A 17,710-nucleotide genomic window follows, 5' to 3' on the forward strand; every position below is an offset into this window, starting at 1 on the left:
CCTGTCCGCTACCGACCCATCCCGGTGCCCGTCACAGCGAGCCCTGCAGCGGGCACGCGTGATGCGCAAACGTCCTGTCCGCCGCCGAAGGCGCGCCCCCGATAGCCGGTAGAGCGGCGCAGCCCCGACGGCACGGCGGCACAGCGGCACAGCGGTGGCCGGCGGCTTAACCGAGGGCTGTCCATCGACAACCTCATGCCCGTTGTCAGCCGCGGCGCGCACAAAAAAAATCCGCCCCGAAGGGCGGATCCATCAGCAACAGCCACGACGCCATCTGCTGGTTAGCTGTTCGCGTTGTAACCGTAGCAACGCTTGAGCTCGTCGAAGGTGTAGAAGAACCTGGTGTTCGCCACCGGCGTGCACCCTTCCTTGAAGGCCACTTCCTTCTCGTTGTACAGCATCTTCACCAGCACCTGCTGGTCATCGTTGCGGTAGACATCCCACTGAATGTTGGCGGTGTACGGCGAGACCCAGCCACCACGCCACTCGTTGTTCTCCTGGGTCATCAGGGTACCCACTTCGGCCCCCTGCCGGCTGCCCTCGAGCTTCATCAGCGCCACCAGCGGAATGATCGCCTCGGCATGGGCAAAGCGCAGCTTGGCGACATGGGCCGGCTCGCTCATTTCCACCACCTGGGTCTGCACCTCGTTGAACAGACCATCGAGCAGCGGTTGAGCCACGGCGTAGGCATCGGTGCGATCGGCGAAGCTCGGGCCCTTCTCGTAGAAGTCTTCGGCATCGGAGAGGTAGGAGAACCAGGCCGACTCTTCCGGCGTCAGGTACTTGTCCAGCTCCCACTGCTCGTCGCTTTCGACTTCTGCTTCATGGTCCATGCCGGGGCCGATGATGAACAGGTTGTAGAGCATCAGCGCCGCATCCACCTCGTCGCGTGCATACGTTTTGTCGCCATCCTCAGGATTGGTCGCCACAAACTCATACTCGCCGTTGGCCAGGCGATCGACAAACGCCTTGCTATAGATACGCTCCAGCATCTGCCGCGCCATCACCTTGCTCTTCGGCAGGAGCTTGAGATCATCCAGCGCCTTGGCCAGATCGGCCTGCGGGGCGACCCCTTCATCCTCATCACCGATAAAGGCCTGATAGGCCTCGAACGCCGGCAGGTACTTGGCGTAATCGCCTTCCGGCTCGGTCTTGTGGAAATAGAGTTCGTACTTGTTGGCCAGCTTCTTGTCGATCTTGGAGGCATCGGTCTGGGCGATATAACAGTCCGCGCTGTCTTCGACATAGCTGACCTTGTTCTTCAGGCTCTGCATGAAGTAGTAGGCGCTCTCGTTGGCGCGGTCCTTGCCCGAGGTTTCGACCTTGAGGCAGTGCGTGCCGCTGTTCTCCAGCAGGGTCGGCAGACGGTCGGCCAGGCGGGTCGCCAGCTCGGCATGCTCTTCCTTGCCGCGCAGGGTCAGCAGACCATAGCCCATCTTCTCGTTGGCCGCGGTGACCAGATCCACCTTGTGGCCCAGGGTCTGGCCCAGCGCCGTCAGCGCGCCTTCACTGGCCGCCTGTTCCCAAATCAGCTTGGTCAGCACGTCATATTTCGGGCTGGAGAGTGAACGGGAACCGTGGCGGGCCACCAGCTCGGTAAACACCGGCGTGAAACCGGCCGGCGCCACCTCGTAGCTGGCGGCATCCTGTTGCGGCGCATAGACCGCCTTGGTGCTGTACTGGTACTCGGTGATGGTCGGCGTCGAGGTATTGCTGGAGTTGTCGGAGTTGCAGCCAGCCAGCAGCGCCAGCGCCACGGCGGCAGAAACAGAGGTAATACGGTTCATGGTCATCCTTGCACTCGTGTTCAAAAGACGGGTGCCAGACTAAGCAGGCCAGATGACAACGGCATGTCAGAAGTGTGAAGGCTTGCCGCTATGCCCCCGTCGGCGCGCCGTCCGGCATCGCCTCCAGCTCCTGCTGCAACCAGTCGAGGAAGGCGCGCACCCGCGGCAAGCTGCTGAATTCGCGGCGCGTCACCACGTGGTAGCCGTGCCCCTGATGGTAAGTGGTGTCGAACGGGAAGATCAGCTCGCCGCGGGCCACCAGCTCGCGCGCCAGCTGGTAGCGCCCCATCGCCACGCCGAGCCCGGAACGGGCCGCGATGATGGCGGCATCATAGTGAGTGAAACTGTAGTGATGGCGGCCAGTTTCAACGGGCAAGCCGGCGGCCGCCAGCCAGCCACGCCATTCGCTGTGCGGATCGCTCTGCCGGATGGACTCTACATCGTGCAGCAGCAGACAGCCGGCCAGCGCCGTCGGGTTCTCCCGCAGGCCATGCTGCGCGGCGTAAGCCGGGCTGCAGACCGGCAGCAGGACTTCGTCGAGCAGCAACCGGCTGTCGAGACCCGGATAGTGGCCATCGCCGTAGTCGATCCACAGATCGGCCGGATGCAGCGCGAAATCCACCCGGCTGCCCTTGGATCTGAGCTGCAAGCCCAGATCGGGATGGCGCTGGTAGAACCGGCCGAGGCGCGGCACCAGCCAGTGCTGGGCAAAGGTTGGCGTACTGCCGACCTCCAGCGTTCCGCGCAGCGCCTGGTGGCGAATATCCTCGATCTCGTGACAGACGGACGCAAAGTGGCGGCTCACCTCGCGATACAGGCGCTCGCCCTCCGGCGTCAGCGCGATGCGCCGCGTCTGGCGCACAAACAGCTGGAAGCCCAGCTCCTGCTCCAGCTTGCGGATGCGGTGCGACAGCGCGCTCTGCGTCAGGTGCAATGCCTCGGCCGCCTCCTTGAAGCTCAGACAGGCGGCGATCTGGGCGAAGATGTGCAGGCTGCTGAAACTGGCGAAAGGCATGCCCCCCCCGGACTCATAGATGAATTTTTCTCAAGCATGAGCCGAAAAAGGTCATTTGTTAAGCCAGTAATGGCGCTCCATGCTGAGTACATCGCAAATCAATTCACTCATCCGCAGGAGAGTCCCGATGAAACGCTACCACCTCACCATCGCCGGCGGCGGCGCCACCTACACCCCCGGCATCGTCAACGCCATCCTCAACGCCCGCGACGTGCTGCCGCTGCGCAAGCTGGTGCTGCTGGATAACGACGCCGAGCGCGTCGCCACCATGGGCGGCTTCATCCGCCTGCTGCTGGCCGAGAAGGCCCCCGAGGTCGAGCTGGTCATCACCACCGATCGCCGCGACGCCTTCACCGGCATGGAGTTCCTGTTCGCCCAGATCCGCAGCGGCGGGCTGAAAATGCGGGCGCTGGATGAACAGATCCCGCTGCGCCACGGCGTGGTCGGTCAGGAGACCTGCGGCCCCGGCGGCTTTGCCTTCGCCCTGCGCTCGATCCCCGACATGCTGGCCATCGGCGAGGATGTGCGCCGTTATGCCCCCGATGCCTGGATCCTCAACTACTCCAACCCGGCAGCGATTCTGGCGGACGCCTGGCACAAGCGTTTCCCGGAGCTGAAAAGCCTGTTCATCTGCGACATGCCGATTGTCATCGAGCTGCTGGTGGCCGCCACCCTCGGCTACCGCCATGCCGATCTGGCGTTCGACTATGTCGGCCTCAACCATTTCGGCTGGTGGCGCCATATCTGGAACCCGCAGGGCGAGGATCTGCTGCCACAGCTGCGCGACCATCTGCTCTCCGAGCGGCCGCTGACGCTGTTCCAGGATGAGCACGTCAACGCCGACTGGATCCCGACCTTCGAGCGGCTGCGCAAGAGCATGCGCCTGTTCCCCGAGTTCCTGGCCAACACCTATCTGCAGTACTACTACTTCGGCGAGGAGATGGTGGCCCACGAAGATCCGCACTACACCCGCGCCAACCGGGTGATCGACACCCGCGAAAAAGCGGTGTTTGACGAATGCCGCCGCTGCATCGCCGCCGGCAGTGCCGCCGACAGCTTCCTCTGTGCCGGGGTGCACGGCGACTTCATCGTCGACCATGCCCGCGCCATCCTCACCAACCAGCCGTTCCGCACCACGGTCAATGTGCCGAACCGCGGCCTGGTGGCGGGCCTGCCGGCCGATGCGATTGTCGAGGTACACGGTCAGGTGACGGCCCATGGCGTCGAGGCGTTCGGCGTCGGCGAATTGCCCCACTTCCAGCGCGCGCTGATGGTGCAGCAGAATGCCTATGAGCAGCTCACCGTCGAAGCGGCACTGGAGGGCTCCTACAGCAAGGCGCTGCAGGCGCTGACGCTGAACCGCACCGTGCCGTCGGCCGATGTCGCCAAGCGGCTGCTCGACGATCTGCTGGCGGCCAACCGCGAGTTCTGGCCAGCGCTGCGCTAACACCCGGCGCCGCACACCGATCCTGCGCAGTCCGGCCGCCCTCTTGGGGGCGGCCATACCGGCTGCTACTATGGCTGGCGTCACCCCGTCATTTGGAGCCAGCATGTCCCACGCCGCCACCTTCCGCCGTTACCTGCACCTCTACGCATCCCGGGATCTGGAGGCCATCGCCGAGCTGTTTGCCGAGCAGATCCAGCTGCGCGACTGGAACCTGGCGGTACAGGGCAAGGCCGCCGCGCTGGCCGAGACCCGCCACAACTTCGACAGCGTCGACAGCCTGCAGATCGACATCCTCAGCCTGTTTGAAACGGCCGATGGTGTCGCCGGCGAGCTGCGCATCCTGATCAACGGCCGCGATGAGCTCTATGTGGTCGACGTGCTGCGCTTCGATGCCGATGGCCGCATCAACCAGATCCACGCCTACGTCGGCCGCGGCGACTGAGCCGCCACCCCACCCGCAACGGTAGAAATACTCAGCGGTAGAACAGGCTCGGCGCCACGCCGAGCTCGCGTTTGAACATGGCGCTGAACGCACTCGGGCTGGCATAGCCCAGCGCCAGCGCCACCTCCAGCACCGACTCGCCACGGGCCAGATGCTCGCAGGCCAGCAGCAGCCGGCACTGCCGCCGCCACTGCCCCACCGTCAGTCCGGTTTCGCGTACGAAGCGCCGCTGCAGCGTGCGCACATCCATCGCCAGCTCCCGTGCCCACTGCGCCAGCGGCCGCACTGCATCCGGCTGCGCGCGCAGCGCGCGGCACAGCCGTTGCAGCACCGGTGAGCGCGGCTCCGGCAGCGACAGCGCCAGGCTCGGCATGCGCTGGATCTCGTCCAGCAGCAGCTGCACCAGATGGCCGTCGCGGCCCTGGGGGTCATAGTCATAGGGCAGCGCGATGGCCGCCAGGATCAGCTCGCGCAGCAGCGGCGAGATGCCAACCACGCAGCACTCGGTCGGCAGGCCATCCAGCAGCTCGCTGCGGATATAGACGGTGCGCATCAGCACCTCGCCGAGCATGATGCTGCGATGCCAGACCCCGACCGGCACCCAGATCGCCCGCGTCGGCGGCACGATCCACTGGCCGGCGTCGGTCTCCACCAGCATCACCCCCTGCACCGCATACAGCAGCTGGGCGGTAGGATGACAGTGGCGCGGCGACTCCTCGCCCGCCTCGCGATCGAAGGCGCGGGCCACCAGCGGCGCACGGCCAACATCCTGTTGGTGCGACATGTCGGTCAGACGCATCTTTTGTCCTTTTCTCGACGATGATTGCCGCATAGTAGCACGAAGGGCATTTTTTGAGCTGATATCATGCTCGGCATCACAACCCCATGAGGTGCTCCATGTCATCCACGCTGGCCGCTCCGGCCTCGACAGCGGGCGAGACCCGTTACAAGGTGCTCGCTGCCATCAGCCTGTCGCACTTTCTCAACGATCTGCTGCAATCGCTGATCGTCGCCATCTATCCGCTGCTCAAGGGCAACTACGATCTGAACTTCACCCAGATCGGCCTGCTGACGCTGACCTACCAGATCACCGCCTCGCTGCTGCAGCCGGTGGTCGGCTGGTACACTGACCGTCATCCCAAGCCGTTTTCACTGGTGATTGGCATGGGCTCGACGCTGACCGGCCTGCTGCTGCTCTCCCACGCGCCGACGTTCCCGCTGCTGCTGCTCGGCGCCGCCGTGGTCGGTGTCGGCTCGTCGATCTTCCACCCCGAGTCGTCGCGGGTGGCGCGCATGGCCTCCGGCGGGCGCCACGGGCTGGCACAGTCGATCTTCCAGGTCGGCGGCAACGGCGGCACCGCCATGGGGCCGCTGCTGGCGGCGGCCATCGTACTGCCGTACGGCCAGGGCAGCCTGGCGTGGTTTGCGATCATCGCCCTCATCGCGATGGCAGTGCTGTTCCGCGTCGGCCAGTGGTATCAACATCAGCAGCGCAGCCAGAAGCACAGGGTGGCGCCACCGGATAACGGCCTGTCGCGCCGCCGCATCGCGCTGACGCTCGGCGTGCTGTTGCTGCTCATCACCTCCAAGTACTTCTATCTGGCCAGCCTGACCAGCTACTACACCTTCTACCTGATGGAACACTTCGGCCTCGGCGTGCAATCGGCCCAGCTGCACCTGTTCATCTTCCTGTTCGCGGTGGCCGCCGGCACCGTGCTCGGTGGCCCGATCGGCGATCGCATCGGCCGCAAGCAGGTGATCTGGTTCTCGATCCTCGGCGTCGCGCCGTTTACGCTGCTGCTGCCCCACGCCAACCTGCTGTGGACCAGCGTGCTGTCGTTCATCATCGGCTTCATCCTGGCGTCGGCGTTCTCGGCGATTGTCGTCTACGCCCAGGAGCTGATCCCCGGCAAGGTCGGCACCGTCTCCGGGCTGTTCTTCGGCTTTGCGTTCGGCATCGCCGGCGTCGGCGCCGCGGTACTCGGCCACCTCGCCGACCACTACGGCATCCGTTATGTGTATGAGCTGTGCGCCTGGCTGCCGCTGGCCGGGGTGATTACGGTGTTTTTGCCGAACTTGCGCTCGCCGCGCGTCCGCTAAGCGGGCCGCGTCGGCGCTATGCCCGCCAGACAGCGTGTACATGGCCGTGTCATTCAAACCTGGCAACGCCCGCGCTCAACCGGTTGTAGGAGCACACGAAGCTCGCGATGCTCTGCTGGCGGGAACCTGGCCGTGTTATTCAAACGTGGCAACGCCCACGTTCAACCGGTTGTAGGAGCAAGCGAAGCTCGCGATGCTCTGCTAGCGGGAACATGGCCGTGTTATTCCATCGTGGCAACGCCCGCTCTCAACCAGTTGTAGGAGCAAGCGAAGCTCGCGATGCTCTGCTGGCGGGAACATGGCTGTGTCATTCAAGCCTGGCAACGCCCACGCTCAACCGGTTGTAGGAGCACACGAAGCTCGCGATGTTCTGCTGGCGGGAACATGGCCGTGTCATTCAAACCTGGCAACGCCCACGCTCAACCGGTTGTAGGAGCAAGCGAAGCTCGCGATGCTCTGCTGGCGGGAACATGACCGTGTTATTCAATCGTGGCAATGCCCACGTTCAACCAGTTGTAGGAGCAAGCGAAGCTCGCGATGCTCTGCTGGCGGGAACATGGCCGTGTCATTCAAACCTGGCAACGCCCACGTTCAACCGGTTGTAGGAGCAAGCGAAGCTCGCGATGTTCTGCTATCGAAGGGACCGTTCCGCCCTGGTCAGCAAAGGGGGTTTGCCCACCTGCCGCTGGGCGGGGGCTGATCGGTGGGGCCGTTCCATCATGACCTGATGGGATGACGGTGAGGACCGTTCCGCCCTGGTCGGCAAACGTGGGATTGCCCACCTGCCGCTGGGCGGGGGCGGGTTAAGGGCCGAAGCCGCGGCCCTTAACAATCCTGCGGCTGGGTGTATGCCGACTGGCGGGAAGACCCCTCGCTGCGGAGTGCACTCCAACGGCCGGTCGCTACACGCCCTCCCTGGCGTGAAGCGCCCTCTCGCGGTTTCCTGACCGCTCACCGCCTGCGTTTCCCCGCCCCTCGGCCCGCCAGACGGCGCAGACATTGGTGAACCAGACAAAGCAAAGACATAGGAGCCATTTGCCCGGCAATGGTGGAGCCGAATCCTGCTAACGCTCTGGCTCTGGTCGGTTGGCGCTGAACGATGAGCGATGAGCGAAGCCCAACGGTTACCGCGCAACCCGCATAAACACCCAACGATTGAATAAAAACTTAACAAAATGGGATCTTGCCCAATCGAACCCATTCCCTCCGAAAAACGGTTGCGCTAGTCTAGAGACCGACAAAATTCAAGCTGCCTGTCGTCGAACACAGGCCGCCGATGGCGAAATGTTTGGCGGGAAAATCAGTACATATCAAACTAATTGATGTGTTTTGTTGGCCAACTTTAATTAATTTGAGGTGCTGAATGGCGAAGGTAATATGTTTATTCAATCACAAAGGTGGTGTGAGCAAAACAACAACAGCTTTTAACCTTGGATGGAAGATGGCTGAACTAGGGAAGAGAGTATTACTTGCCGACTTCGATCCCCAATGTAACCTTACAGGAATGGTAATGGGTTATGACGGGGTCGAAGACCTTGAACCAACATATTCATCAAACCCATGTAACAATGTCAAAGACGCATTATCTCCAGCATTTGAATCACAACCAAGGATGATTGATGGTGCTGAATGCATAAGTGTCAAGGGTAATAACAATTTATTATTATTACCAGGCCATATCGCCCTTTCAGAATACGAAACTACTCTAGGTATCGCGCAGGAACTATCAGGCTCATTGCTTCCACTAAGAAATCTTCCAGGCTCAATTAGATATTTGCTTGATGAAACAGCAACAAAATACAATATTGATGTTGTACTAGTAGACATGAGCCCAAGTCTTGGTCCATTAAATCAAAATCTGCTCATGACGTCAGATTTTTTTATTGTACCCTTACATCCTGACTATTTTTCATCAATGGCATTGAGCTCTCTTGCGAGAGCATTGCCGAAATGGAAAAAATGGGCCGAAATGGCATACGGATTGGATGTATTAGCAAGTGCAGATTACCCTTTCCCCAGCCCTGATATAAAATTTGCCGGAGCGATAATTCAAAAATATCGCCCAAGAAATGGTAAGGCATCAAAAGCCTTTCAATCTTGGATAGATAAATTGCAATCAGGGCTACAAAATACATTAATTCCGACTTTTGTTGCTGCAGGAATGCTTGACATCCATTCATTCACATCATTAACAAACATTAACCCTTGGGAACCAATAATGGAGGTTGCTGATTTCAATAGCATTATTGCCCTTTCCCAAGAATTTCAAACACCTGTATATGCACTTACTGCGGAACAGGTATCTCAACAGGGTTCAGTGTGGGAGCAAACAAAAAAATCAATGGAGTCCTTTGAGGATGCATTTAGACTTTGTGCAGAGAGATTGCTTAAACTAATCGAATAAATAAAAATGAACAAACCAATTAATGTTTTTAATGATGCATGGGCTCGTTGCGATATGTTATCAGCGACGCATGCTTATTTATCAAAGTCAACAACTAAAGCATTAAATTCAGATGAATTACTTAGAGCTGAGTGGGTTGCCAGAATTTCAGCTTTAGATTTATACATTCACGAACTAGTGGCTGGCTTAATGGTTGAGATTTTTATTGGAAATAGGCCATCCACACCAGCTTTCAACAAGTTCATGCTTAGTAATGACGCAATCAATCGAATAATGAACGCCTCAAACCAAACAGAAGCTGGTTCTATATTTGACCTCGAGGTAAGGCGACAATTGGGATTCGTAACATATCAAGGGCACGAGTCTATCGCTGATGGTATTAGACTGGTTTCTTCAGTTGAATTATGGAACAGTATTGCAAGTCATTATGGTGCAACGGGTACTAACCACCAAAAAAAAGCAAAAGAAATAAAAGGACAGCTATCTGCCATAGTATCCCGCAGAAACCAAATAGCACATGAAGGAGATATGCAACCAACCGCACCTAGAACTCCGTGGCCTATACACAAAAACGACTTGGAAATCGTCAGAGAATTTATAAAAAAATTAGTCCTAGGAATAGATGCGATAGTTAATTAATGCCACCATGTGAACTAATTGATTACTAGCATGCGACGATGTAATTGCCCCTTGGCGATTAGCGAGGTGTAATTGCGTTCATGATTTAATCCACAATAGATTACATCACCGCCAAGGGTCAAGGGTAAAGAAGCCGGCGGTGAATTTAGAATGAGTCCAAAATTCGGCCCCTATTTCCTCTGGCCGCAAGATTTAACCCTCTGAGCACAGCAAATCAGCCATACCCCGTCGAGCAGCAACCCGTTGGGCTTCGCTAACGCTCAGCGCCAACCTACCAGAGCCAAACCCTTTGGCTTTAGATGTTGACGCTTGATACTGGCGCCGTCTGCCGGGCCGAGCGTAGGGGGGCACGCAGCCGGTGAGCGGTCAGGATGACCGCGAGAGGGAGCTTCACGCCAGGGACGGCGTGTAGCGACCGGCCGGTGGAGAGCCCACCGCAGCGAGGGGCTTTCCCAGCAGTCGGCATACGCTAAAGGCCCGGGGTCAAGGGGGCATGGCCTTATGCCCCCTTGCCGCCCCCGCCAAGCGGCAGGTTGGCAAACCACCCAAGCCGACCAAGGGCGGAACGGCCGTCACCGTTCCAGAACCCGAACCCGAACCACGGCGGAACAGCCACGACCGTTCCAGAACCCGGACGGCAGCCCGGGTCGAGGTCGAACCGGACTCCGGCATGATCCGGATCCCGTTCCACCCCCATGATCCGCCCCCGCCCCTGTGTCGCCGCGATCAGAACAGGGTAGAGTGGAACCAGTTCCATCCGGGCAGCCTACGACGACCGAGATGGAAGCCAACACCGGCAAGAATCACTGGGGGAAACATGGTCGCGTTAGGTCACTACAACAACGAACAGGGTCAATCGGCATTTCGCGTGTTCGCACCGGATCGTCAGCAGGTGGCGCTGCGCCTCGAGGATGAGGCACGCACGCTGCCGATGCAGCGCGATGCGGCCGGTTACTGGAGCCTGAGCCTGCCCCGCCTGGCCGAAGGCAGCCGCTACCGCTTCGAGCTGGACGGCACCGCCTACCCGGACCCGGCGTCCCGCGCCCAACCGGACGGCGTGCACGGCGCCTCGGCGGTGGCCTACCCCAGCCGCGTCAAGGCCGCGGACTGGCGCGGCGTCACCATCGACGACGCCATCATCTATGAGCTGCACATCGGCACCTTCACCGCGGAGGGCACCCTGGCCGCCGCCCGGGCCAAGCTGCCGCACCTGCAGGCGCTGGGCATTACGGTGATCGAGCTGCTGCCGCTGGCGGCCTTCCCCGGCGAGCGCAACTGGGGCTATGACGGTACCTATCTGTTTGCGTTGCACGGCGCCTACGGCAGCTATGCCGATCTGCAGGCCTTCATCGAGGCGGCCCACGATCTGGGCATTGCGGTGATTCTGGATGTGGTCTACAACCACTTCGGCCCGGAAGGTAACTACAGCTGGGCCTATGCCCCCTACACCAAGCAAGCCGATACGCCGTGGGGCGCGGCGATCAACTTCGACGGCGGCCACAGCGAGGGCATCCGCGCCTTCTATCTGGCCAACACCCGTTACTGGCTGGAAGAGATCGGCTTCGACGGTTTCCGCATGGATGCCGTGTCGCTGATTTTCGACGCCTCACCGCGCCATATCCTGCGCGAAATTACCGATCTGGCCCGCGACATCGCCGCCCGCGAGGGACGCGAGATCCTGATGATCGCCGAACACCTGCGCAACGAGACCGAAGTCACCGCCGCCGATGGCTACGCCTACCACAGCCAGTGGAACGACGATCTGAACCATGCGCTGTTCGCGTTCCTGACCGGCGAAAAGGGGCGTCATTACGACAGCTTTGGCAGCTTCGACGATATCGTGAAGGCGCTGCGCGACAGCTTCGTGCTGGACGGTACCCGCATGCATACCTTCTACAACCGCCTGTTCGGCACCGATGGCCGTGGCACCGCCGCCACCGAGCACGTAGTGCATACCCAGAACCACGACCAGATCGGCAACCGCCCCCAGGGCGATCGCATGATCGCCAGCTATGGCCGCGACAAGGCGCTGCTGGCCACCATCACCATGCTGGCCAGCCCCTATGTGCCGATGCTGTTCATGGGCGAAGAGTATGGCGAGACGGCACCGTTCCTGTTCTTTGAGGAGTTCGCCGACGCCAACCTGATCCAGGCGGTGCGCGATGGCCGCCGCCGCGAGTTCGCCTTCCAGGATGGCAGCGAACCCCGGGATGCCCACGACCGCGCGGCGTTCACCGACTCCAAGCTGCAGTGGTCCCGCCTCGACAGCGCCGACGGCCAGACGCTGTTCCACTTCTACCAGGCGCTGATTGCGCTGAAGCGCGCCGGCAAGCTCGGTCCGCGCGACAAGCAGCAGGTCGGCATCGCCGCTGATGCGCAGACTGGCCTGATCTGTATCCAGACCGACGAGAGCCTGACGCTGCTGAACTTCTCAACCGAAACCTGCCAGGTGCCGGTGGAGGCGCAATGGGCACTCTACCTGAGCAGCAATGAACCGGGGGTCGGCGGTCTGCTGCCACCGTTCAGCGCCCACATCTACCTGCGCGTCGCCGATTAACCATCCAGCGCCGGTGCTCGCCACCGGCGCTCTCCCGCTTCTCTGCCTCCGCCCGCTGAGCGCCGCCAGGCGTGTCAGTGGCCGCCCTGACGTGCCAGCTGGGCACGCAATAACGCCAGAAACTGATCCCGCGGCCGGTGCACGCGCGCATGACGCTTGCTGATCGCCACCATGCCGAGCCGGTAGTGGTGTTGCTGCGGCAGCAGCGTGCGCAGCCGGCCCGCCGCGACATAGGGCGCCGCGAACTGATCCGGCAGGAACCCCAGATAGGCGCCGGAGAGCAGCAGAGCGGCGCGGCTCTCGTAGTAGTAGGCCTTGCCCTCGCGGCGAAAGCCCGCCAGCTGGCGACTGATCTCGGGGTGGGTCTGCAGTTCGGCGTGGGCCAGCGGATAGTCGGCCAGCCGGGCGGTGAGCCGGGCGTCGTCATGCTCGGCAAACAGCGGATGATCGGCGCCGCAATAGAGGTAGCACTGCTCCTGATACAGCGGCAGGTAGTCGAGGCCATCGAGCTCGCGGTGAAACGGGATCACGCCGAGGTGGATCTCCTCGGCCAGCACGCGCCGTTCGATCTCGCCCATCGCCTCGATGTCCAGCGCCAGTCGCACCTTGGGCGCCTGGCGCGCAAACTCGCCGAGGGCCGGTGTCAGCGGACAGCGCGGGTCCAGCAGCACCGAGTCGCTGGTCAGGATGCGCAGTTCGCCGGCCAGCTGCACATGCATGCCGTTGAGCTGGCTGCGGAAATCCTCGATCTGCTCCAGCAGGCGGTTCACCGCCTGATAGACCGCCGCCCCCTCTTCACTGAGCACAAAGCCACTGCGCCCGCGCTGGCACAGCGACAGGCCGAGCCGCGCTTCCAGCTTGCTCATATGGATGCTGATGGTCGAGCGACTGATGTTCAGCTCGGTCTCGGCGGCGGCAAAGCCGCCACACTCCACCACCGTCTTGAACAGCTTCAGCAGCTTCAAGTCCAGATCGGCGATCTGCGCCAGCGCGGCGATTTTACCGGCCATAGTTTTATATTCCTCAAACTATGAGTTGATACGTCGTAACTTATCATACGCATGCGCGGATCTACTATGGCTTATCCGTGCGTGGCCAGGCCACGCGTCGCCGAAAGGAAGCTGTTATGACACTGCAACATGAAGTCCGCGCCCTGATCCGTACCCAGGGCTACATCGCCGGAGAGTGGGTCTCGGCCGACCAGCACTTTGCGGTCACCAATCCGGCCGACGGCAGCATAGTGGCTGACGTCGCCAATCTCGGTGCAGAGCACGCCCAGGCCGCCATCGATGCCGCCGAAGCGGCCCTGCCGGCCTGGCGTGCCCTGAGTGGCAAACAGCGCAGCCAGATCCTCAAGCGCTGGTACGCGCTGATTGTCAGCCAGACCGAGCCGCTGGCCCAGCTGATGACGCTGGAGCAAGGCAAGCCGCTGGCCGAGGCGCGCGGCGAGGTCACCTATGGCGCCAGCTTCGTCGAGTGGTTTGCCGAAGAGGCCAAGCGCACCTACGGCGATGTGATGCCGGCGCCGACCCCGGACAAACGCATCCTGACGCTGAAACAACCGATCGGTGTGGTCGCCGCCATTACGCCATGGAACTTCCCGGTCGCGATGATCACCCGCAAGGTGGCGCCGGCGCTGGCCGCCGGTTGCACCCTGGTGCTCAAACCCTCCGAGGAGACCCCGCTGTGTGCACTGGCACTGGCCGAACTGGCGGAACAGGCCGGGCTGCCGGCCGGGGTGCTGAATATCGTCCCGACTACCCACTCCGCCGCCGTCGGCGAAGTGCTGACCGCCAGCCCGGTGGTGCGCAAACTGACCTTCACCGGCAGCACCGGCGTCGGCAAGCGCTTGATGGCGCAGTGCGCCGGCACCGTGAAGAAGCTGTCGCTGGAGCTGGGTGGCAATGCGCCGTTCCTGGTCTTCGACGACGCCGATCTGGAGCAGGCGATCCAGGGCATACTGCTCGCCAAGTACCGCAACGCCGGCCAGACCTGCATCTGTGCCAACCGCATCCTGGTGCAGAGCGGTATTCACGACCGCTTCGTCGCCCGGCTCGGTGAGGCCATCGCCGCCTTCAATGTCGGCCACGGTTTCGAAGCCGACACCCAGATAGGCCCGCTGATCAACGCCGCCGCCGTCAACAAGGTGCAGGCGCTGGTCGAGGATGCGCTGGCCGCCGGCGCACAGTGTGTCGTCCGCCATACGGCCACGCCGCAGGATGGCAGCTTCTATCCGCCGACGCTGCTGACCGGCATCCAGCCGCAGATGCGCATCGCCCGCGAGGAGATTTTCGGCCCGGTCAGCGCCGTGGTGCGCTTCGATGACGAAGCCGAAGCCATCGCACTGGCTAACAACACCAGCGCCGGCCTCGCCGCCTACCTCTATACCCGCGATCTGAACCGCCTGTTCCGCGTCGCCGAGGCGCTGGAGTACGGCATGGTCGGCATCAATGACAGCGCCATCTCCAACGAGGTGGGGCCGTTCGGCGGCGTCAAGGAGTCCGGCCTCGGCCGCGAAGGCTCCAAGTACGGCCTCGATGAATTCATGGAACTCAAATACCTCTGCCTCGGCGGCTTCTGAGCCGGGCATTCACGAATACGCAAGGAGCAATCACAATGAGCAACGCACAGTGGCAAGCCCGCAAGGAACAGGTTCTGGCACGCGGCATGGCGAACATGGCCGCCGTCTACATCGACAAGGCCAGGAATGCCGAGCTGTGGGACATTGAGGGCAAGCGCTTCATCGACTTCGCCGCCGGTATCGCCGTGGTCAACACCGGCCACCTGCATCCCAAGGTGCAGAGCGCCGTCGCCGCACAGATCGAACGCTTCTCCCACACCTGCGGCATGGTGACACCGTATACCAGCCTGATCGAGCTGGCCGAACAGCTGTCACGCCGCGCCCCGGGCCCGACGCCGAAGAAGGTGACCTTCGCCAACTCCGGTGCCGAAGCGGTGGAGAATGCCATCAAGATCGCGCGCGCCCATACCGGACGCTCCGGCATCATCGCGTTCCAGGGCGGCTTTCACGGCCGCACCAACATGACGATGGGGCTGACCGGCAAGATGAATCCCTACAAGATCGGCTTCGGTCCGTTCCCGAACGAGATCTACCACCTCCCCTACCCGAATGAATATCTCGGCATCAGCGAAGCGTTCGCCCTTGCCGCACTGGAAGAGCTATTCCATTGCGATATCGAGCCAGGCCGTATCGCCGCCATCATCATAGAGCCGGTGCAGGGCGAAGGCGGTTTCTACGCCGCGCCCCACAGCTTCCTGCGGACGCTGCGCGATCTGTGCGACCAGCACGGTATCGTGATGATTTGCGACGAGGTGCAGAGCGGTTTTGCCCGTACCGGCAAGCTGTTCGCCATTGAGCACACCGACATCGAGCCGGACCTGATCACCGTGGCCAAGGGGCTCGGCGGCGGTTTCCCGATCTCCGGCGTCATCGGCAAGGCGGCGATCATGGATGCGCCGATCCCCGGCGGCCTCGGCGGCACCTATGTCGGCTCACCGCTGGGTTGCGTTGCCGGACTGGCGGTGCTGGAGGTGATCGATGAAGAGCAACTGTGCGAGCGGGCCGTTCAGGTCGGCGACAAGGTGCAGGCCAAGCTGCGCGATCTGCAGCAACGCTATCCGCAACTCGTCGGTCAGGTGCGAGGCCTCGGCGCCATGGTGGCCGTAGAGCTGATTGTCGGTGGTGACCATGGCGTGCCGAACCCGGCACTGACCAAGCAACTGGTCAGTGAGGGGATCAAGGCCGGGCTGATTCTGCTGTCGTGCGGCGTGCGCGGCAACGTCATCCGCTTCCTGCCACCGTTGACCATCGACTGGGACGTGTTAGACGAAGGGCTGGCCGTGTTCGACAAGCTGTTCAGTTCACTGGCCAAGTAAACTAGGCCAATAGCTGCCACGGGGCCTGCCACAGCAGCGGGCAGGCCTCGAATCCCGCCTCGCCACGCCACTGCCGCACCCGAATCGCTTCACCGGAACCGGCCTGATACAACGCCAGACTGCAACCTTGCCATTCCGCCACCTGGATGACGCCGGGCGCCAGCGCCTGGCTGTGCAGTTGCCGCAGCGCGGGTGATAGCGTTAGCTGCCCCAGCCCGGCCAAGCCGCGACCACACGCCTTCAGCACGGCTTCACGCAGTGTCCACAGCCGATAAAACGCCGTGAGCGGATCGGCTTCAGCCTCCACCCAGCACAGCTCCTCGGCCGACAACACATGGGCCATCAACTTATCCAGGTTGCGCCGCGGGCGCTGCTGTTCGACGTCCAGCCCGAGGGGGCCGCGGCCAAGCGCCAGCCAGAGCCAGTCGCCACTGTGACTGAGATTGAAATCGGGCAACTCAGGATCGGCGAACGCCGGACGGCCATGGGGCCCGACGACCAGCGGGGGCAGGGTAGAAAGATGGTGCTGTTGCGCTAACACAGCGGCGAGCAAGGCGCGGCCAGCCAGAAATGTGGCCCGGCGCGATGGCGAGTAACTGGCTGCTTGCGCCACGAGTGTCTCGGGCAGGAGTCCATAGGGCAGAGAGGCCCATTCAGACTGGACTATGCCGATCAGCTCCACCATCGTGCCTCCTTAATACTACGCAGGAGCACATGAGAGCCGATCCGCTAGCCAAATGCAAATCGTCGCGTTAGTGCAGATCGATGGCCTCACACCGGGCACAGAGGTACATACCGGGTTGACGCCGTGTGACTGGCAGCAGCAGCTGTTCAAGTTGTTGCATCAAACATTGCAGCCGATGACGGCAACGTGGCTGGCTGCAGGGTGACAGGCTCAAGCGTTGCAACTCTTCCAATGGCTGCCAGAGGTAGTCACTGCACAGCTCCCTCACTTCGGGAGCAAAGCGCGAGTCATCGACGGCTCGCATTAACTGCTGACAGCAGCTCTCATGATAATTCCAGGCCTCAGCCTGATGACATACCGCTCGCTCACGCACCCATTCCAAATAGGATTCAATCACTTGAATCGCAGAATGGCGCTCATGCTGCAACCGGGGGGTCAATGTGCTCCAATATTCGGCAGCTTGCACTTGGGCTGTGTTAGGTGTCATCACAACCTCACAGTTGAGAATAAATACTATTTGATATTTATTCTCAACTCACTGCATTTGGCAAGGAATTTCAGCAAACAGGATTAAATTACCGCCTCGGAGCTCAGCTAACGCCCATACTGGAACCAGCCGATTCTGTGGACAACGCAAAGCAAAAAGCCCAGACGGAAGTCTGGGCTTTACTGTGTAGTGGCGGAACGGACGGGACTCGAACCCGCGACCCCCTGCGTGACAGGCAGGTATTCTAACC

At 61.4% G+C, this 17,710-nt stretch carries 14 protein-coding genes; 8 read left to right on the plus strand and 6 right to left on the minus strand.

Translation table 11 applies throughout. The features are described from left to right. Positions 1–281 precede the first annotated feature (281 nt). Positions 282–1,793 carry a histidine-type phosphatase gene (locus ACFOSS_RS08985; RefSeq protein ID WP_377151979.1) on the minus strand — a complete coding sequence of 504 codons (1,512 nt, stop codon included), beginning with the start codon at positions 1,791–1,793 and terminating at the stop codon, positions 282–284. 82 nt (positions 1,794–1,875) lie between these two features. Beyond that, positions 1,876–2,802, minus strand: coding sequence for a LysR substrate-binding domain-containing protein (locus ACFOSS_RS08990; protein ID WP_377151980.1), 927 nt, complete (start codon positions 2,800–2,802; stop codon positions 1,876–1,878). Between the two features lie 127 nt (positions 2,803–2,929). Here ACFOSS_RS08990 and ACFOSS_RS08995 point away from each other — a divergent pair, with 127 nt between their 5' ends. Then, the gene (locus ACFOSS_RS08995; protein WP_377151981.1) at positions 2,930–4,249 is read left to right on the plus strand and encodes a family 4 glycosyl hydrolase; all 1,320 of its coding nucleotides are present in this window, start codon (positions 2,930–2,932) and stop codon (positions 4,247–4,249) included. Between the two features lie 103 nt (positions 4,250–4,352). Continuing rightward, positions 4,353–4,691 carry a nuclear transport factor 2 family protein gene (locus ACFOSS_RS09000; protein WP_377151983.1) on the plus strand — a complete coding sequence of 113 codons (339 nt, stop codon included), beginning with the start codon at positions 4,353–4,355 and terminating at the stop codon, positions 4,689–4,691. Between the two features lie 31 nt (positions 4,692–4,722). Here ACFOSS_RS09000 and ACFOSS_RS09005 read toward each other — a convergent pair whose 3' ends face one another. Then, complete coding sequence (locus ACFOSS_RS09005; RefSeq protein ID WP_377151984.1) at positions 4,723–5,595, minus strand: AraC family transcriptional regulator; 873 nt, start codon at positions 5,593–5,595, stop codon at positions 4,723–4,725. On the opposite strand from ACFOSS_RS09005, the gene ACFOSS_RS09010 reads away from it, so the two are divergent. The 4 genes from ACFOSS_RS09010 to treZ all read left to right on the plus strand — a co-directional run bounded on the left by ACFOSS_RS09010 (position 5,589) and on the right by treZ (position 12,391). Further along, complete coding sequence (locus ACFOSS_RS09010) at positions 5,589–6,791, plus strand: MFS transporter (protein WP_377151985.1); 1,203 nt, start codon at positions 5,589–5,591, stop codon at positions 6,789–6,791. The two genes, ACFOSS_RS09005 and ACFOSS_RS09010, sit on opposite strands and share 7 nt — an antisense overlap. A 1,363-nt stretch (positions 6,792–8,154) precedes the next feature. Next, entirely contained in the window at positions 8,155–9,195 is a 1,041-nt protein-coding gene (locus ACFOSS_RS09015; protein ID WP_377151986.1) for a ParA family protein, read from the plus strand. A gap of 6 nt (positions 9,196–9,201) precedes the next feature. Beyond that, positions 9,202–9,834 (plus strand): HEPN domain-containing protein, encoded by a 633-nt coding sequence (locus ACFOSS_RS09020; protein WP_377151987.1) that lies wholly within the window; start codon positions 9,202–9,204, stop codon positions 9,832–9,834. Positions 9,835–10,651: 817 nt separating this feature from the next. Further along, complete coding sequence (gene treZ, locus ACFOSS_RS09025; protein ID WP_377151988.1) at positions 10,652–12,391, plus strand: malto-oligosyltrehalose trehalohydrolase; 1,740 nt, start codon at positions 10,652–10,654, stop codon at positions 12,389–12,391. A gap of 74 nt (positions 12,392–12,465) precedes the next feature. Here treZ and ACFOSS_RS09030 read toward each other — a convergent pair whose 3' ends face one another. Continuing rightward, positions 12,466–13,401 (minus strand): LysR family transcriptional regulator, encoded by a 936-nt coding sequence (locus ACFOSS_RS09030; RefSeq protein ID WP_377151989.1) that lies wholly within the window; start codon positions 13,399–13,401, stop codon positions 12,466–12,468. A gap of 116 nt (positions 13,402–13,517) precedes the next feature. On the opposite strand from ACFOSS_RS09030, the gene ACFOSS_RS09035 reads away from it, so the two are divergent. Both ACFOSS_RS09035 and gabT read left to right on the plus strand, forming a co-directional pair. Further along, positions 13,518–14,972, plus strand: coding sequence for an NAD-dependent succinate-semialdehyde dehydrogenase (locus ACFOSS_RS09035; RefSeq protein ID WP_377151990.1), 1,455 nt, complete (start codon positions 13,518–13,520; stop codon positions 14,970–14,972). 35 nt (positions 14,973–15,007) lie between these two features. Next, entirely contained in the window at positions 15,008–16,288 is a 1,281-nt protein-coding gene (gene gabT, locus ACFOSS_RS09040) for a 4-aminobutyrate--2-oxoglutarate transaminase (protein WP_377151991.1), read from the plus strand. A gap of 1 nt (position 16,289) precedes the next feature. On the opposite strand, the gene ACFOSS_RS09045 is transcribed toward gabT, so the two are convergent. Both ACFOSS_RS09045 and ACFOSS_RS09050 read right to left on the minus strand, forming a co-directional pair. Continuing rightward, complete coding sequence (locus ACFOSS_RS09045; RefSeq protein WP_377151993.1) at positions 16,290–16,973, minus strand: 4'-phosphopantetheinyl transferase family protein; 684 nt, start codon at positions 16,971–16,973, stop codon at positions 16,290–16,292. A gap of 67 nt (positions 16,974–17,040) precedes the next feature. After that, entirely contained in the window at positions 17,041–17,460 is a 420-nt protein-coding gene (locus ACFOSS_RS09050) for a hypothetical protein (protein ID WP_377151994.1), read from the minus strand. Positions 17,461–17,710 lie beyond the last annotated feature (250 nt).

Source organism: Pseudaeromonas sharmana, from assembly GCF_042649925.1.
Classification (GTDB): domain Bacteria; phylum Pseudomonadota; class Gammaproteobacteria; order Enterobacterales; family Aeromonadaceae; genus Pseudaeromonas; species Pseudaeromonas sharmana.

Excerpts from the sequence above, each read along its gene's own strand:
- ACFOSS_RS09030 (WP_377151989.1), bottom strand. The coding sequence starts at position 13,401 with ATGGCCGGTAAAATCGCCGCGCTGGCGCAGATCGCCGATCTGGACTTG.
- ACFOSS_RS08990 (WP_377151980.1), bottom strand. The coding sequence starts at position 2,802 with ATGCCTTTCGCCAGTTTCAGCAGCCTGCACATCTTCGCCCAGATCGCC.
- ACFOSS_RS09045 (WP_377151993.1), bottom strand. The coding sequence starts at position 16,973 with ATGGTGGAGCTGATCGGCATAGTCCAGTCTGAATGGGCCTCTCTGCCC.
- gabT (WP_377151991.1), top strand. The coding sequence starts at position 15,008 with ATGAGCAACGCACAGTGGCAAGCCCGCAAGGAACAGGTTCTGGCACGC.
- ACFOSS_RS09000 (WP_377151983.1), top strand. The coding sequence starts at position 4,353 with ATGTCCCACGCCGCCACCTTCCGCCGTTACCTGCACCTCTACGCATCC.
- ACFOSS_RS09010 (WP_377151985.1), top strand. The coding sequence starts at position 5,589 with ATGTCATCCACGCTGGCCGCTCCGGCCTCGACAGCGGGCGAGACCCGT.
- ACFOSS_RS08995 (WP_377151981.1), top strand. The coding sequence starts at position 2,930 with ATGAAACGCTACCACCTCACCATCGCCGGCGGCGGCGCCACCTACACC.
- ACFOSS_RS09035 (WP_377151990.1), top strand. The coding sequence starts at position 13,518 with ATGACACTGCAACATGAAGTCCGCGCCCTGATCCGTACCCAGGGCTAC.
- ACFOSS_RS08985 (WP_377151979.1), bottom strand. The coding sequence starts at position 1,793 with ATGACCATGAACCGTATTACCTCTGTTTCTGCCGCCGTGGCGCTGGCG.
- ACFOSS_RS09050 (WP_377151994.1), bottom strand. The coding sequence starts at position 17,460 with ATGACACCTAACACAGCCCAAGTGCAAGCTGCCGAATATTGGAGCACA.
- ACFOSS_RS09015 (WP_377151986.1), top strand. The coding sequence starts at position 8,155 with ATGGCGAAGGTAATATGTTTATTCAATCACAAAGGTGGTGTGAGCAAA.
- treZ (WP_377151988.1), top strand. The coding sequence starts at position 10,652 with ATGGTCGCGTTAGGTCACTACAACAACGAACAGGGTCAATCGGCATTT.
- ACFOSS_RS09005 (WP_377151984.1), bottom strand. The coding sequence starts at position 5,595 with ATGACATGGAGCACCTCATGGGGTTGTGATGCCGAGCATGATATCAGC.
- ACFOSS_RS09020 (WP_377151987.1), top strand. The coding sequence starts at position 9,202 with ATGAACAAACCAATTAATGTTTTTAATGATGCATGGGCTCGTTGCGAT.